At 73.5% G+C, this 15,334-nt stretch carries 11 protein-coding genes; 3 read left to right on the top strand and 8 right to left on the bottom strand.

All coding sequences use genetic code 11. The annotated features are described in order from the left end of the window. Window positions 1-354: 354 nt before the first annotated feature. The 6 genes from ligA to ACZ6KO_RS18110 all read right to left on the bottom strand — a co-directional run bounded on the left by ligA (window position 355) and on the right by ACZ6KO_RS18110 (window position 9,317). The gene (ligA, locus tag ACZ6KO_RS18135) at window positions 355-2,577 is read right to left on the bottom strand and encodes an NAD-dependent DNA ligase LigA (RefSeq protein WP_469304923.1); all 2,223 of its coding nucleotides are present in this window, start codon (window positions 2,575-2,577) and stop codon (window positions 355-357) included. A 30-nt stretch (window positions 2,578-2,607) separates the two neighbouring features. Beyond that, window positions 2,608-3,585 (bottom strand): methionine synthase, encoded by a 978-nt coding sequence (locus ACZ6KO_RS18130; RefSeq protein ID WP_469304922.1) that lies wholly within the window; start codon window positions 3,583-3,585, stop codon window positions 2,608-2,610. After that, on the bottom strand, window positions 3,582-4,271 hold the full coding sequence (locus tag ACZ6KO_RS18125) for an SDR family oxidoreductase (protein ID WP_469304921.1): 690 nt from the start codon (window positions 4,269-4,271) through the stop codon (window positions 3,582-3,584). Before ACZ6KO_RS18125 ends, ACZ6KO_RS18130 begins: the two co-directional genes overlap by 4 nt. A gap of 120 nt (window positions 4,272-4,391) precedes the next feature. Further along, window positions 4,392-4,736: a DUF1330 domain-containing protein gene (locus tag ACZ6KO_RS18120; protein ID WP_469304920.1), complete on the bottom strand. Its 345-nt coding sequence runs from the start codon at window positions 4,734-4,736 to the stop codon at window positions 4,392-4,394. A 98-nt stretch (window positions 4,737-4,834) separates the two neighbouring features. Beyond that, entirely contained in the window at window positions 4,835-8,251 is a 3,417-nt protein-coding gene (locus tag ACZ6KO_RS18115) for a S8 family peptidase (protein ID WP_469304919.1), read from the bottom strand. 58 nt (window positions 8,252-8,309) lie between these two features. Then, window positions 8,310-9,317, bottom strand: coding sequence for a GlxA family transcriptional regulator (locus ACZ6KO_RS18110; RefSeq protein ID WP_469304918.1), 1,008 nt, complete (start codon window positions 9,315-9,317; stop codon window positions 8,310-8,312). 131 nt (window positions 9,318-9,448) lie between these two features. On the opposite strand from ACZ6KO_RS18110, the gene ACZ6KO_RS18105 reads away from it, so the two are divergent. Continuing rightward, complete coding sequence (locus ACZ6KO_RS18105; RefSeq protein WP_469304917.1) at window positions 9,449-10,372, top strand: NADP-dependent oxidoreductase; 924 nt, start codon at window positions 9,449-9,451, stop codon at window positions 10,370-10,372. 85 nt (window positions 10,373-10,457) lie between these two features. Next, window positions 10,458-12,143: a PKD domain-containing protein gene (locus tag ACZ6KO_RS18100; RefSeq protein ID WP_469304916.1), complete on the top strand. Its 1,686-nt coding sequence runs from the start codon at window positions 10,458-10,460 to the stop codon at window positions 12,141-12,143. 85 nt (window positions 12,144-12,228) lie between these two features. Here ACZ6KO_RS18100 and mnmA read toward each other — a convergent pair whose 3' ends face one another. Then, window positions 12,229-13,356, bottom strand: a complete 1,128-nt coding sequence (gene mnmA / locus ACZ6KO_RS18095) for a tRNA 2-thiouridine(34) synthase MnmA (protein WP_469304915.1) — start codon at window positions 13,354-13,356, stop codon at window positions 12,229-12,231. 68 nt (window positions 13,357-13,424) lie between these two features. Between mnmA and ACZ6KO_RS18090 the strand changes: the two genes are divergently transcribed. Next, entirely contained in the window at window positions 13,425-14,123 is a 699-nt protein-coding gene (locus ACZ6KO_RS18090) for an N-acetylmuramoyl-L-alanine amidase (protein WP_469304914.1), read from the top strand. Window positions 14,124-14,140: 17 nt separating this feature from the next. Here the strand turns inward: ACZ6KO_RS18090 and ACZ6KO_RS18085 are convergent, their stop codons facing one another. After that, the gene (locus ACZ6KO_RS18085; RefSeq protein ID WP_469304913.1) at window positions 14,141-15,304 is read right to left on the bottom strand and encodes a cysteine desulfurase family protein; all 1,164 of its coding nucleotides are present in this window, start codon (window positions 15,302-15,304) and stop codon (window positions 14,141-14,143) included. Between the last annotated feature and the right edge of the window lie 30 nt (window positions 15,305-15,334).

The raw sequence follows: 15,334 nt of genomic DNA, 5'->3' as shown, positions 1-15,334 counted from the left end.
CGTCCCTCTCACAGCCGGCGATGCCGATGTCACGCGATGGCCCCGATGTCATGCCATCACGACTCCGAAGCGCATCACGCAGCCGTGCACGACAGGCGCACCCCTCAACAGTAGGCCGCAGGAGGCTCCCAGGGGCAGCGGTCGGCGGCGGTTGCCCGAATGTGCCCCAGCCATCGTCATCAGTACGGTATCCGCCGAACGGGTGAGTTCGGACCGGGACCCCCCTGTCACCCATCCGATGATCCGACAGCTCACCGCCCTGCGGCTAGCCCCCGGCCGGCCCTTTGCGACCGGGTGCCGCGCCGGGCGTGCGCCCGCCCGTACGGCCGCACGCCACGCATCCGTTCGCCTTCGCTACTCCCCCGCGGGCGCCTTCGGCTCCTCCTCGGCCGCGCCCTCCACCGGAAGGGCGGCCGCGCGCGCCGCGTCCGGGCCCTGCTCCAGCAGGACCTCGAATCCGGCGTCGTCGAGGATGGCCAGCTTCAGCTGCACGGCCTTGTCGTACTTGGAACCGGGGTTGTCGCCGACCACGACGAAGGAGGTCTTCTTGGACACGGAGCCGGTGACCTTCGCGCCGCGGCTCTGCAGGGCGTCCTTGGCGCCGTCCCGGGTGTGGTTCTGCAAAGTGCCGGTGACGACCACGGTCAGCCCCTCCAGCGGGCGCGGGCCGACCTCCTCGCCGGAACCCTCCTCCTCCATCCGGACCCCGGCCGCGCGCCACTTGCGCAGGATCTCCTGGTGCCAGTCGACGGCGAACCATTCCTTGAGCGAGGCGGCGATGATCGCGCCGACGCCCTCAGTGGCGGTGAGCTCCTCCTCGCTGGCCTGCTCGATGCGCTCGATGGACCGGAACTCGCGGGCCAGCGCCTCCGCGGCCACCGGGCCGACATGACGGATCGACAGACCGTTGATGACGCGGGCGAGCGGGCGGTCCTTGGCGGCCTCGATGTTCGCCAGCATGGACAGCGTGTTCTTCTTCGGCTCGCCGTCCTGGTTGGCGAAGACGGTGACGACCTTCTCCTCGCCGGTCTTCGGGTCGCGCTTGGGCAGGCCGCTGTCGGCGTCGCGGACGTACGCCTTGATGGGCAGCAGCTGCTCGACGGTCAGCGCGAACAGGTCGCCCTCGTCGAGCATCGGCGGCCGGGCGGGCTCCAGCGGGTTGGTGAGCGCGGCCGCGGCCACCGCGCCGAAGTTCTCGATGTCCAGGCACTGCCGGCCGGCCAGGTAGAACAGCCGCTCGCGCAACTGCGCCGGGCAGGTCTGGCCGTTGGGGCAGCGCAGGTCGATGTCGCCCTCCTTCATCGCCCGCAGCGGGGTGGCGCACTCCGGGCACTCGGCGGGCATCACGAACTCCCGCTCGGTGCCGTCGCGCAGGTCGACGACCGGGCCGAGGATCTCGGGGATGACGTCGCCCGCCTTGCGCAGCACCACGGTGTCGCCGATGAGCACGCCCTTGGCCTTGACCACCTCCTGGTTGTGCAGGGTGGCGAACTCCACCTCGGAACCGGCCACCTTCACCGGCTCCACCTGCGCGTACGGGGTGACCCGGCCGGTGCGGCCGACGCCGACCTTGATGTCGACGAGCTTGGTGTTGACCTCCTCCGGCGCGTACTTCCAGGCGATGGCCCAGCGCGGGGCGCGCGCGGTGGAGCCGAGCCGGCCCTGCAGCGGGATCTCGTCCAGCTTGACGACCACGCCGTCGATCTCGTGCTCGACGGAGTGCCGCTGGTCACCGAAGTGGCGGATGAACCGGCGGACTTCGTCGAGCGTGGAGACCACCTTGTTGTGCTGGGCGGTGGGCAGGCCCCACCGGCGCAGCAGCTCGTAGGCCTGCGAGAGGCGGTCGATCTCCAGGCCCTCGCGGGCGCCGATGCCGTGCACCACCATGTGCAGCGGGCGGGTGGCGGTGACCTTCGGGTCCTTCTGGCGCAGCGATCCGGCGGCCGCGTTGCGCGGGTTGGCGAAGGGCTTGTCGCCCGCCTCGACGAGGCGGGCGTTGAGCTCCTCGAACTTCTCCATCGGGAAGAAGACCTCGCCGCGGATCTCCACGAGCGCGGGGACGTCCGGCCCCGCCAGCCGGTCGGGGATCTCGGCGATGGTGCGCACGTTGGGCGTGATGTCCTCGCCGGTGCGGCCGTCGCCGCGGGTGGCGGCGCGGGTGAGGCGGCCGTGCTCGTAGGTGAGGTTGACGGCGAGGCCGTCCACCTTGAGCTCGCACAGGTAGTGGTACGCGGCGGTGCCGGTGTCCCGGGCCACCCGCTCGGCCCAGGCCGCCAGCTCCTCGTCGTCGAAGGCGTTGTCGAGCGACATCATGCGCTCGCGGTGCTCGACGGAGGCGAAGTCCGTCTCGTACGCCCCGGCGACCTTCTGGGTGGGCGAATCGGGCGTGCGCAGCTCCGGGTACTGCTCCTCCAGTGCCTCCAGCGAGCGCAGCAGCTGGTCGAACTCGGCGTCGCTGACGACCGGCTGGTCGTTGACGTAGTACCGGAAGCGGTGCTCCTCGACCTGCTCGGCGAGCAGGGCGTGCTGCTCACGCGCCGCCGTCGGTACTGCCGTGTCCTGCTGTTCGGCTGCCATGCCGTGTCCTCCCGTGGCCCGTCCGGTCCGTCACTCAGGGTTGTCGGCGAGCGACTTCGCCGCCCTGACGCAGTGCGCCTGCACCGCGCGGGCGTAGCCGGGCGAAGCGCCCGCCAGTCCGCACGACGGGGTGACCACGACGGACTCCTCCAGAGCCCCCGGGGCCAGCCCCAGCCTGCGCCAAAGCTTCCTGACACCCATGACGCTACCGGCCGGGTCCGACAACGGACCGTCGGTGCCCGCCACCACTCCGGTGAAGAGCTTCGTCCCGCCCTCGACGGCCTCGCCCAGGGCGTCGTCCTCGCGCTCCGTGAGCAGCGAGAAATCGAACGACACGCCCGTGACGCCGGCCCGGCGCAGCAGGGCGAAGGGGACGGCGGGCGCGCAGGAGTGCACGATCACGTCCCCGTCGTGGACGGCGAACAGCTCGCGCAGGGCGGCCTCCACGACCTGGCGGTCCACGGCCCGGTAGGTGCGGTAGCCGCTGGCGGTCCGCACCCGCCCGCTGAGCACGGCGGTCAGCGACGGCTCGTCGAACTGGAGCACGACCTCGGCGCCGGGGATCCGTTTGCGCACGTCGGCCAGGTGCGCGCGCAGTCCCTCGGCGAGCGATCCGGCCAGGTCCCGGCAGGCGCCGGGGTCCTGGAGCAGTGCCTCGCCGCCGCGCAGCTCCAGGGCGGCGGCGAGCGTCCACGGGCCGACGGCCTGGACCTTCAGCTTCCCCTCGTACCCCTGGGTGAACTCCTCCAGCGCGTCGAGGTCCTCCCCGAGCCAGGAGCGGGCCCGCTTGGTGTCGCGGCCCGGCCGGTCGCTGATCCGCCAGCCGCTGGGCTCCACGTGCGCGTACATGTCGACGAGCAGGCCGAGCGAGCGGCCGATCATGTCGGCGCCGGGGCCGCGGGCGGGCAGCTCGGGCAGGTACGGGAAGTCCTCGAAGGTGCCGGTGACGACCTTCGCGGCCTCCCGGGCGTCACCGCCGGGCAGGGAGCCGACTCCGGTCGCGGTCATCGGCCCGGCCGCACGGTCAGGTCGTTGACCTCGGCGTCGCGCGGCAGGTCGACGGCCATCAGGACGGTCGTGGCGACGGAGGCGGGGTCGATCCAGGCGGCGGGGTCGTACTGCTTGCCCTCCTGGGAGTGGACCTTGGCCTGCATGGGGGTGGCGGTACGGCCGGGGTAGACGGACGTCACGCGGATCCCGTTCGGCTTCTCCTCCGCCCGCAGGGAGTCGGCCAGGGCCTTGAGGCCGTGCTTGGAGGCGGCGTACGCGCCCCACTCGGCGTGGGCGGTCAGGCCGGCGCCGGAGTTGACGAAGACGACCTGGCCCTGGGCGGCGCGCAGCGAGGGCAGCAGCAGCCGGGTGATCTCGGCGGGCGCGATCAGGTTCACGTTGAGCTGCTGGTGCCAGGTCCTGGGGCGCAGTTCGCCGACGGGACCGAGGTCGACGATCCCGGCGACGTGCAGCAGGGAGTCGAGCCGGTCGGGCAGCGCCTGGTGGGAGAAGGCCCAGGAGATCCGGTCGGGGTCGGCGAGGTCGGCGACGAGCGCGCGCGAACCGGGGTAGCGGGAGGTGAGCTCCTTGCCCCGGGCGGCGTCCCGGGCCAGCAGGACGAGCTCGTCGCCGCGGGCGTGGAGGCGGTCGGCGACGGCGGCGCCGATGCCGGAACCGGCACCGGTGATGAGGTGAGTAGCCATGCCGACCATGCTCGCACCCCGCCCGGGCCCGGCCGTGGCGAACCCCGGCGCGGAGCCGACGGCCCCGGCCGGTCCGGCCGGTGGCCCCGGCCCGCGCGGGCCGGGGCCACCGGCGGTCCGTCAGAGGCCGGCCTCGGTGCGCAGCCGGGCGGCGGTCTTCCCGGCCTCGTACCCGGCGGGGACGCCCTCGACGAGGACGACCTCGCCCTCCATGTGGCGGGTGCGCAGCGGCAGGATGGCCTGGTAGGGCTCGGAGGCGTACCAGGCGCGGGCGGCCTCCATGCCGGGGAAGGCGATCATCACCACCGTGCCGGGGAAGGGCCCTTCGAGGACCTCGACCTCGGCGCCGTGGACGAGGAACCGGCCGCCGAAGGGGTCCAGGGTCGCCTGGATGGCCTCGAGGTACGTGAGGATGTCCTCGTTCAGCTGCGTGGGGCGGATGTGGGCGATGGCGTACGCGGTCATGGCGAGTGCTCCCTCGGAGTACGTGGACTGCTTCGCGGAAACGATCCTGCCGGGCGGTGGCCCCGGAGGCGATGACCTCCGGGGTCATGGACCGGCCCTCAGTCCGTCAGGTATGCGCGGATCACGCTCACCTCCGAGCGGTTGCCCGCCGTGTCGGTCACGACGCCGCGCAGCGAGACCGCGCCGCCCCGCGCCGGGTTCTTCACCTGCGCCGCGCCGTCCTTCACGGTCAGCGGCAGCCACGTGTAGCCGTCGTCGTACGACGCGTACACGCTCAGCGAGCGCACCCCCGTGTCCGCCGCCGGCCCCTGGACGGTGACCGGGACCCGCACCGTGCGGCTCGCCGGAAGGGTGCCGGACAGGGAGGTCCGCGGCGTGAAGCGGACCGTGGAGGCGGGCAGCCGGGTGCGCTCCGCGCTCTCCTGCGAGCGGAAGGTCCAGCTCGCCAGGATCCGCGTGGAGGTCCCGCCCAGCGCCGGGTCGTGGTCCATCCGCGTCGTCAGCCGGTACGTCGCGGACGCGCCCGGGTCCGGCGGGACGGCCAGGGAGCCGCTCAGCGGCAGCGGGCGGTCGGTGCGCGCGGCCACGACACCGTTGCGGTAGAGGACGGTGTCACCGGTGACGCCGTACAGCTCGCCGATGTGGCCCTCGCCGTCGGCCAGCAGCGGCAGACCGGCGCCCGTGATCGTGTTCCCGGTGCGGTGGATCCCGAGGGCGCCGTCGGACCGCGGACCGAAGACGGCCGTGTTGAACCGCTCGCGGTAGTGGCGGCCGCCCTCGAAGGTGCGCGGGGCGTCCAGGGCGTAGAGGCTGCGGATCCGCGGGAAGCCGTTCTCGTCCACGCCGTCGGCCTGCTCGAAGGTCATCTCCCAGCGCACCCGGTCCACGGTGGAGAGCCGCAGCGTCGCCGTCGTGGGCAGCGGCCGCGGCGCCCAGGACCCGCTGGCGCCGTCCTCGGAGGGCAGCCAGCCCAGGACCGTCAGGATGCCCTGCTGGCCGGCGGCCGAACTGCCCTGTTCCACGGCCACGGTGGCCAGGTCGCGCGGGCGCAGGTGGCGGGTGTAGCCGGTGCCGAGGCGGTCCACCGGGCCGCCGAGGGCCACGTGGTACTCCTCCTGCGGGCCGTCCGACCAGTGGGCGTCCCACTGCTGGTTGAGCGTGCCGGGAGCGGCGTCGGGGCCCAGGTGCCGGGTGCGCAGGGCGGCGTAGGAGTCCAGGAGCCAGGAGAAGCCGTAGCGCGGGCCCGCGGTGCGCAGGGTGTAGCTGGGGACGGCGAAGCCCTGGACGGCGGTGGCCGAGGGGACGGTGATGTCCACCGGCCGCGCGGTGCGCGCGTCCACGGTCACCGTGGTGTCGCCGGTGATCTCCAGGCGGGGCTGGGCGATCCAGTCGACGCCCTTGTTCTGGTCGGCGGGGTCCGCGGCCAGGTTGGCGTTGAGCAGGTAGCCGCCGCGCGGGACGCGCACGGTGACGGTGCCGGAGGCGTCGTAGGGCTGGAAGCGGCGGCCGGCGGCGGCGCCCTCGGTGCCCTGGACGGTGGTCCGGTAGGCGCCGGGCGGGGCCCCGTCGCGGCCGAGGTGGCGGATCGTCAGGTCGTACGACTCGGGCTCGCGGTCGGCGGCGACGGCCGTCCGCACGCTCTGCCCGCCGCCGGTCGCGACGACGTACGCGTGGTAGGTGCCGTCCTGCGTGCCGCCGAGCCGGGTGTCCACGGTCAGCCCGACGCTCGCGCTGCCGCCCGCCGGTACGGTCACCCGCGCGGCGTCGAGCCCGAAGAAGCCGGCCGGGGCGGGCGCGCCGCCGGGCGCGGTGCCCTCGACGGCGAGGTCGAGGGTGACGGGGGTGTCGCCCAGGTTGCGGTAGGCGACCTGCCGGGTCTGCGGGGTGTCGTCGTGGTGCGGCCACGGCTGGACGCCGAACACCGCCGACACCGGCTCGGCCACGACGCTCTGGCCGAGCGCCCGGTCCACGGCGATACGGCCGCTGCCCTGCTGGAAGGGCGTGTGGGAGCCGGCGCGGGCGGATCCGGTGAGGACCCCCTTGAAGTCGGCGCCCGTCCACCGCGGGTGCTGCTGCTTGAGCAGCGCGGCGGCGCCGGCGGCGTGCGGGGCGGCCATGGAGGTGCCGGAGATGGTCAGGTACCCGGGCGGGTTCTGGCCGACCTCGCGGTCGATGACGCTGCCGGGGGCGGCGGCCGCGGTGATGTCCACGCCGGGGGCGGTGACATCGGGCTTGACCGCGCCGTCGCCGGTGCGCGGGCCGCGGCTGGAGAAGGGGGCGAGGACGTCGGCGTCGTCGACGGCTCCGACGGTGAGGGCGGCGTCGGCGCTGCCGGGCGAGGAGATGGAGCCCGCGCCGCGGGCTCCGCTGTTGCCCGCGGAGACGGCGAAGAGGATGCCGCGCTCGGCGGAGAGCCTGTTCACGGCCGCTTCGAGCGGGTCGGTCTGCGGGGTGTCGGGGCCGCCGAGGCTGAGGTTGACGATGTCGGCGCCCTGGGCGGCGGCCCACTCCATGCCGGCGAGGATGCCGGACTCGTAGCCGCCGCCGGCCTGGTTGAGCACCTTGCCGTCGAGGAGCGTGGCGCCGGGTGCGACGCCCTTGAAGGCGCCGCCGGAGCGGGCGCCGCTGCCCACGGCGATGGACGCGACGTGCGTGCCGTGGCCGACGTGGTCGAGGGGGTCGGCGTCGGTGGAGAAGTTCTGGGCGGCGGCGACCTTGCCGGCCAGGTCGGCGTGGGTGGCGTCGATCCCGGTGTCGAGGACCGCGATCTTCACGCCGGTGCCGTCGTACCCGGCGGCCCAGGCCCGGTCGGCGCCGATCTGCCGGGTGCTGCGGTCCAGCCGGGCGGTGCGGACGCCGTCCAGCCAGACGGTGGCGATCCCGGGGGCGGTGGTGCGCCGGCCCGGGCCTCCCGCGGCGGACGGGGTGAGGTCGGTGAGGGCTTCCCAGACGGCGGCCGCGTCGCGCGGGGCCGCGCTGACGGCGTCGGCGGCCAGGGTGTCGTACGCATGGGAGACCCGCAGGCCGGGGGTGGCGCGTACGCCGGCCCGGGCGGACGGGGCGGCCCGCGCGGCCGGGGCGGCGCTCTCGTAGCCGATGATCAGCTGGAGGTCGTCGCCGCGCCGGAGGTGCTCCGGGCGGCGCAGCTCCGTGAGGTCGAAGAGGCGGGCGTCGAGGCGGCCCTCGGCGATCAGGCGCTGGGCGTCGAGCGGGACGACGCTGATGCGGTCGCCCTGCCGCTCGGTGACGAACGGGACGTGTTCGCGGCCCCTGGCGCGTTCGATGCCGACGGGCCGGCCCGCGGCGTCGGTCGTCACCCGGTCCCCGGTGATGAGGGTGATGCGGGCCGGTCCCTGGCCCGTGGCCTGGCCGGCGGTCTGCCCGGCGGTCTGCCCGCCGGCCGGTAACGGGCGGGGCGGGGCGGCGCCGGCCGGGGTGGTCAGCCCCGCCAGCAGTGCCGCGGCGGCTGCGGCGGCGATGACCGCCGCACCCGCCCTGTTCGCTGTTCTGCGCACGGTTTCCCCCTGGGTGAGAGGTGGTCGTGTGCAGTATGAACACAGGGCTGACGGATGCTCAACTATGCGTCACAAGAAGAGAATTGGGTCGACTTGGCTGAAAGGTGCGGCGATAGGCGATCGGTGACACGCCGATGGCCGCCCGCATGTGCTGGCGCAGCGAGTTCGCGGAGCCGAACCCGGCGCGGTGTGCGACCAGGTCCACGGACAGATCGGTGGTCTCCAGCAACTGGCGGGCCAGCTCCAGGCGTTGCGCGGTCAGCCACTGGACCGGGGTCATGCCGACCTCGTCGCGGAAGCGGCGGGTGAAGGTCCGCAGGCTCATCCGGGCGTGCTCGGCGAGCTCGCCCAGCGAGATCGGCTGGTCGAGCCGTTCCTGGGCCCAGGCCCGGGTGGCGGTGGTGGTGGCGACGGTGGGCTCGGGCACCGGGCGGTCGATGTACTGCGCCTGGCCGCCGTCGCGCCAGGGCGGCACGACGCACAGCCGGGCGACGCGGTTGGCGGCGGCGCTGCCGTGGTCCTGGCGTACGAGGTAGAGGCAGAGGTCGACGCCGGCGGCCACGCCCGCGGAGGTGAGGATGTCGCCGTCGTCGACGAACAGGACGTCCTCGTCGAGCTTCACGCGGGGGAAGGCGCGGCGGAACTCCAGGGCGCTCTGCCAGTGGGTGGTGGCGGGGCGGCCGTCGAGCATCCCGGCCGCGGCGAGCACGTACGACCCGGTGCAGATGGACACCAGCCGGGTGCCCGGCCGGATCCGGGCGATCGCGGCGGCGAGGTCCGGCGGGAGCGGGGCGCCCTGGGCCAGCTCGGCCATGGCGTGGGTGGGCGGGATGATCACCGTGTCGGCGCCGTCGAGCGCCTCGGGGCCCGCGGTGACGGCCACCTGGAACCCCGCGTCGCTGGTCACGGGCTGCCCGTCGGCCGTGCAGACGGTGACCTCGTACAGCGGGCGGCCCTCGTCGTCGCGGGCGTTGCCGAAGACACGCGGGGGGATCCCGAGCTCGAACGGGGGCACGCCTTCGAGGGCGAGGACGGCGACGCGGTGGACCGGGCGACTGGAGGGCATGGCCAGATTCTGTCACATGGTGGCCGTCTGGCCATCGCCGTGCGGTGGCGTCCACGTCGATGCTGGTCACAGCCGCCGGTCAGGTCCGGCGGCGTACGTGAGCCAACGTCGAACCAAGAGGAGATCCCGATATGCGTGCCATCGTCGTCAGCGAGTGGGGCGGTCCCGAGGTGCTCGTCGAGCGCGAGATCGAGCGCCCGGAGCCGGGCGTGGCCGAGATCCTGGTGCGGGTGCACGCCACCGGCGTGAACCCGGTGGACTGGAAGACCCGGGCCAGCGGCGCCTTCATCCCGTGGCAGGAGGTCCCGGTGGTGGGCTGGGACGTCTCGGGCGTGGTGGAGGCCGTCGGCGGGGGCGTGACGCTGTTCCAGCCGGGCGACGAGGTCTTCGGCATGCCGCGCTTCCCGCACCAGGCGAGCGCGTACGCCGAGTACGTCACCGGGCCTGCCCGGCACTTCGTCCGCAAGCCGGCGGACATCGACCACGTCGCGGCCGCGGCCCTGCCGCTGGCGGCGCTCACGGCCTGGCAGGCACTGGTGGACACGGCGGACGTACGGCCGGGGCAGCGGGTGCTGGTGCACGCGGCGGCGGGCGGGGTCGGCCACCTGGCCGTCCAGATCGCCAAGGCGCGCGGTGCGTACGTGATCGGCACCGCGAGCGCGGGCAAGCACGAGCTGCTGCGCTCGCTGGGCGCGGACGAGCTGATCGACTACCGGGAGCAGGACTTCTCGGAGGTCCTCTCCGACGTGGACGTCGTCCTGGACGGCATCGGCGGCGACTACGGGCGGCGCTCGCTGAAGGTCCTGCGGCCCGGCGGCCACCTGGTGTCCCTGCTCGGCCTGGACGACGTCCCGGCGGACGCGGCGGGCTTCCGCACCGACTGGCTGATCGTGGAGCCGGACCACCAGGGCATGAAGGAGATCGCGGCGCTGGTCGAGCGGGGGCTGCTGAAGCCCGAGATCGACACGGTGCTGCCGCTGTCGGAAGCGGCGAAGGCGCACGAGATCGGCGAGCGCGGCAGGACGACGGGAAAGATCGTCCTGACGGTCGCATAACCAGTGGCAGCGCACTGCCCACCGGTCTGTACTGTGAGCGCACATTCGAGATCCACTCGAATGTTCGACAACACATGGGGGGCCGGTGCGTAGTCGCCGACTCGTTTTTTCCGCTGCCGCGATCGCGATCGCGGCCGGCGCCGGGATCATGCCGGGGGGCATGGCCCAGGCCGCGGGACCGTCCACCGACGGCGTCCACGGCGTGAAGTCCGCGGGTGACCCGTACAAGGCCGCCGCGAACGCCTACACCTTCAGCAGCCCTGCCGACCGTACGGCACGGCAGACCCCGCCGGCCGCGAAGAACAAGGCGGCGGGCGCCCCGCAGGCGACCGGCGCCACGGCCGGTGCCGAGCTCAAGGTCGGCCTCAGCGGCAAGGGCATCACCGCCCACGCCATCGAGCTGAAGTCCGAGATCACCAGCAACGTGGCCACGCCACTCACGGTCGTGATCGAGTGGGGCGACGGCAAGACCAGCACCGAGTACGCGAACGGCACCGAGACCAAGACCTCGCAGCACACGTACGCCGAGGTCGGCAGCTACAAGGTCAAGGTCACCGTGACCGACGGCGCGGGCGGCACGCCGGCGACCAACGAGGTCACGGTGGTCACCCCCGGATCCGACTTCGTCCCGCACGGCCCCAGCCGCATGCTGGACACCCGGGACGGCACGGGCGCGGCCCAGGCCGCACAGGTACCGGCGTGGGGCGAGGCCCGCGTGAAGATCGCCGGGAACAACGGCATCCCGGCCGGCGTGACCGCCGTGGTCCTCAACGTCACGGTCACCAACACCAAGACCGCCGGTCACATCCGCGCCTACGCCGACGGCTCCGAGCGTCCGACCACGTCGAACGTGAACTACGCGGCCGGCGACTCGGTGCCCAACCTCGTCATCGTGCCGGTCCGTGAGAACGGCTATGTGAACCTGTACAACCACGGCGGCCAGGGCGTCGACCTGATCGCCGACGTGACGGGGTACTTCACCCGGTCCTCGGCCAACGGCTACACGCCCGTGGACCCGACCCGCTTCGTCGACACCCGCGAGGGCCTGGGCACGTCCAAGGGCATGGTCCCCGGGCGCGGCCAGTTCGGCGTCCAGGTCGCCGGCACCCGGGGCGTCCCGGCCGGCGCCAAGGCCGTGGCGCTCAACGTGACGGTCACCAACCCGTGGGCGGCCGGTCACCTGACCGTGTTCCCGAACGGCCAGATCACGCCGAACACGTCCAACGTGAACTTCAGCGGCGGCCAGACGATCGCCAACTCGGTGATCGTGCCGGTCGGCGCGGACGGCAAGATCATCGTCCGCAACGGCAGCGTGTCCCCGGCCGACGTGATCGTCGACGTCGTGGGCTACTACAGCCCGGACGGCCGCAGCGCCTACCTCCCGGTCCGCCCGAGCCGGTGGCTCGACACCCGCGACTCCTCGCAATGGTCCTACGGTCCGCTGGAGGGCGACACCTACATCTACTCGAAGTTCGCCCCGGGTGACCCCGCGGTCACCGGCATGGTGCTGAACACCACGGTCACCAACACCAGCGGCGCCGGGCATCTCACGGTCTTCCCGGACCCGAACTCCGAGTGGCAGTACGACAACGACCAGGACATCTGGCCGACTCCGCCGAACTCCTCGGTCCTGAACTGGACGGCCGGCAAGACCGTGCCGAACCTGGTCCAGGCCAGCACCGGCGCCAACGGCATCGTCGACTTCTACAACCGCAGCGGAAGGAACATCGACCTCGTCGTCGACATCTTCGGCTACTACGACCAGGGCTGACCGGCGCACGACGCCGCGAGCCACAGCGCCCCGGGTACGGCCTTCGCGGCCGCGCCCGGGGCGCTCGTCGTACCGGGGTACGGGGCTAGACGGCCGCCGTCGCCCGGATCGTCGAGGCGATGGTGGCCGAGCCGACGACGCGGGTGCCGTCGTACAGGACGATCGCCTGGCCCGGGGCGACGCCGCGGACCGGCTCGGTGAAGGTGACCTTCAGCTCGCCGTCCACGACCTCCGCGAAGACCTCGGTCTCGCCGCCGTGGGCGCGCAGCTGCGCGGTGTACGTCGCCGGGCCCGCCGGGGGCGTACCGCACCAGCGGGGCCTGATCGCGGTGAGGCCGCTGACGTCGAGGGACGCGGCCGGGCCCACGGTGACCGTGTTGTTCACCGGGGAGATGTCCAGGACGTAGCGCGGCTTGCCGTCGGCGGCGGGGTGGCCGATCCGCAGGCCCTTGCGCTGGCCGATGGTGAAGCCGTAGGCGCCCTCGTGGGTGCCGAGCTTCGCGCCGGACTCGTCGACGATGTCGCCCTCGGCCCGGCCCAGCCGCTGGGCGAGGAAGCCCTGGGTGTCGCCGTCGGCGATGAAGCAGATGTCGTGGCTGTCGGGCTTCTTGGCGACCGCCAGGCCACGGGCCTCCGCCTCGGCGCGGATCTCCTCCTTGGTGGTGATCGTGTCACCGAGGGGGAACAGCGCGTGGGCGAGCTGCTTCTCGTCGAGGACGCCGAGGACGTAGCTCTGGTCCTTGGCCATGTCGCTGGCCCGGTGCAGCTCGCGGGTGCCGTCCTCGTTCACCACGACCGTGGCGTAGTGGCCGGTGCAGACGGCGTCGAAGCCGAGCGCGAGCGCCTTGTCCAGCAGCGCCGCGAACTTGATCTTCTCGTTGCAGCGCAGGCAGGGGTTCGGGGTGCGGCCGGCCTCGTACTCGGCGATGAAGTCCTCGACCACGTCCTCGCGGAAGCGGTCGGCGAGGTCCCAGCAGTAGAAGGGGATGCCGATGACGTCCGCGGCGCGGCGGGCGTCACGGGAGTCCTCGATGGTGCAGCAGCCGCGGGCGCCGGTGCGGAACGACTGCGGGTTCGCGGAGAGCGCGAGGTGGACGCCGGTCACGTCGTGCCCGGCTTCGACGGCGCGGGCGGCGGCGACGGCGGAGTCGACGCCGCCGGACATGGCGGCCAGGACGCGAAGCGGGCGGGGGCGCGGCAGGTTCTCAGTCATAGCGCCTTCCAGGGTACGGGGAACCGGGCGGGGTCACAGCGCGTTATCGGCAGCAGGGGGTGATCCACGTGACAGGCACGGGGGACGGCGGCGGTACGGCGGCCAAGGGCGACGCGTCCGGCAAGGCCGGCAAGCGCGGCAGAACGCGCCGGGCGGTGCTGTTCACGGGGCTCGGGGTGTTCGCGGCGGCCGCGGTGATCGGCCGCGAGGAGATCGCGCGCGGCTGGTGGCTGCTGCCGGGGGTGCGCAAGCCGCGCAAGGAGGGCGAGATCGACCACGTGGGGGCGAGCTGGACGGCCGCCTCCCCGGCGAACTGGCGGATGGCGGACCGGCCCGACGACTACCGGGTGGACCGGATCGTGGTCCATGTCACACAGGGTGGCTTCCAGTCGTCGGTGGACGCCTTCAAGAACCCCTGGCACAAGGCGTCGGCGCACTACATCGTGCGCCAGGACGGCCACATAGAGCAGATGGTGCGCGAGCTCGACGTGGCCTTCCACGCGGCCAACCGCTCCATGAACGAGCGCAGTATCGGCATCGAGCACGTGGGCTTCGTGCACCGGCCGCAGGACTTCACGGACGCGATGTACGCGGCCTCGGCGCGACTGGCGGCCGACATATGCAAGCGGCACGGGATACCCGTCGACCGCCGGCACTTCGTGGGCCACTCCGAGATCCCGGGCGCCGACCACACCGACCCCGGGGAGCACTGGGACTGGAACCGCTACCTGGGCCTGGTCCGCGAGGCCCTGAAGGCCGCGGGCTAGGCCCCGGGCCGCCCTCCCTAGACGAGTCCGGCGGTACGGGCGCGCTCGACGGCGGGGCCGATGGCGGCCGCGACCGCGGCCACGTCCTCGTGGGTGGAGGTGTGGCCCAGGGAGAAGCGCAGGGTGCCGCGGGCGAGATCGGGGTCGGTGCCGGTGGCGAGCACCACGTGGCTGGGCTGGGCGACGCCGGCGGTGCAGGCGGAGCCGGTGGAGCACTCGATGCCCTGGGCGTCCAGCAGCAGGAGCAGCGAGTCGCCCTCGCAGCCGGGGAAGCTGAAGTGGGCGTTGGCGGGCAGCCGGTCGTCGGGGTCGCCGCCGAGGACGGCGTCGGGCACGGCCGAGCGGACGGCCGTGATCAGCTCGTCGCGCAGGGCGCCGATGTCACGGGCGAACGCCTCGCGCCGCTCGGCGGCGAGCTGCGCGGCGACCGCGAAGGCGGCGATGGCGGGCACGTCGAGGGTGCCGGAGCGCACGTGCCGCTCCTGCCCGCCGCCGTGCAGGACGGGCACGGGGCTCTGGTCGCGGCCGAGCAGCAGCGCGCCGATGCCGTACGGGCCGCCGATCTTGTGGCCGCTGACGGTCATGGCGGCGAGGCGGGAGTCGGCGAAGGAGACGTCGAGCTGACCGACGGCCTGGACCGCGTCGGCGTGCAGGGGTACCTCGAACTCGCGGGCGACATCGGCGAGTTCACGCACCGGCATGACGGTGCCGATCTCGTTGTTCGCCCACATGACGGTGGCGAGGGCCACGTCGGCGGGATTGTGGGAGAGGGCTTCGCGGAAGGCCTCGGGGTGCACGCGGCCGTAGCGGTCGACGGGCAGGTACTCGACGGTGGCGCCCTCGTGCTCGGCGAGCCAGTGGACCGCGTCGAGGACGGCGTGGTGCTCGACGGGGCTGGCGAGGATCCGGGTACGGGCGGGGTCGGCGTCCCGCCGGGCCCAGTAGAGGCCCTTGACGGCGAGGTTGTCGGCCTCGGTGCCGCCGGCGGTGAACACCACCTCGCTCGGCCGGGCCCCCAGCGCGTCGGCGAGGGCCTCACGGGCCTCCTCGACGGTGCGTCGGGCCCGCCGTCCGGCGGCGTGCAGGGAGGACGCGTTACCCGTCGTGGCGAACTGCGCGGTCATCGCCGCGACGGCCTCCGGGAGCATCGGAGTGGTGGCGGCGTGGTCGAGGTAGGCCATGGTGAGCCGATTCTATGGGGCCCCCGTCCT

Source organism: Streptomyces sp. NPDC042102 (assembly GCF_055582305.1).
The sequence above is the reverse complement of the archived record's forward strand: the minus strand, read 5'-3'. Positions and strand labels throughout refer to the sequence as shown.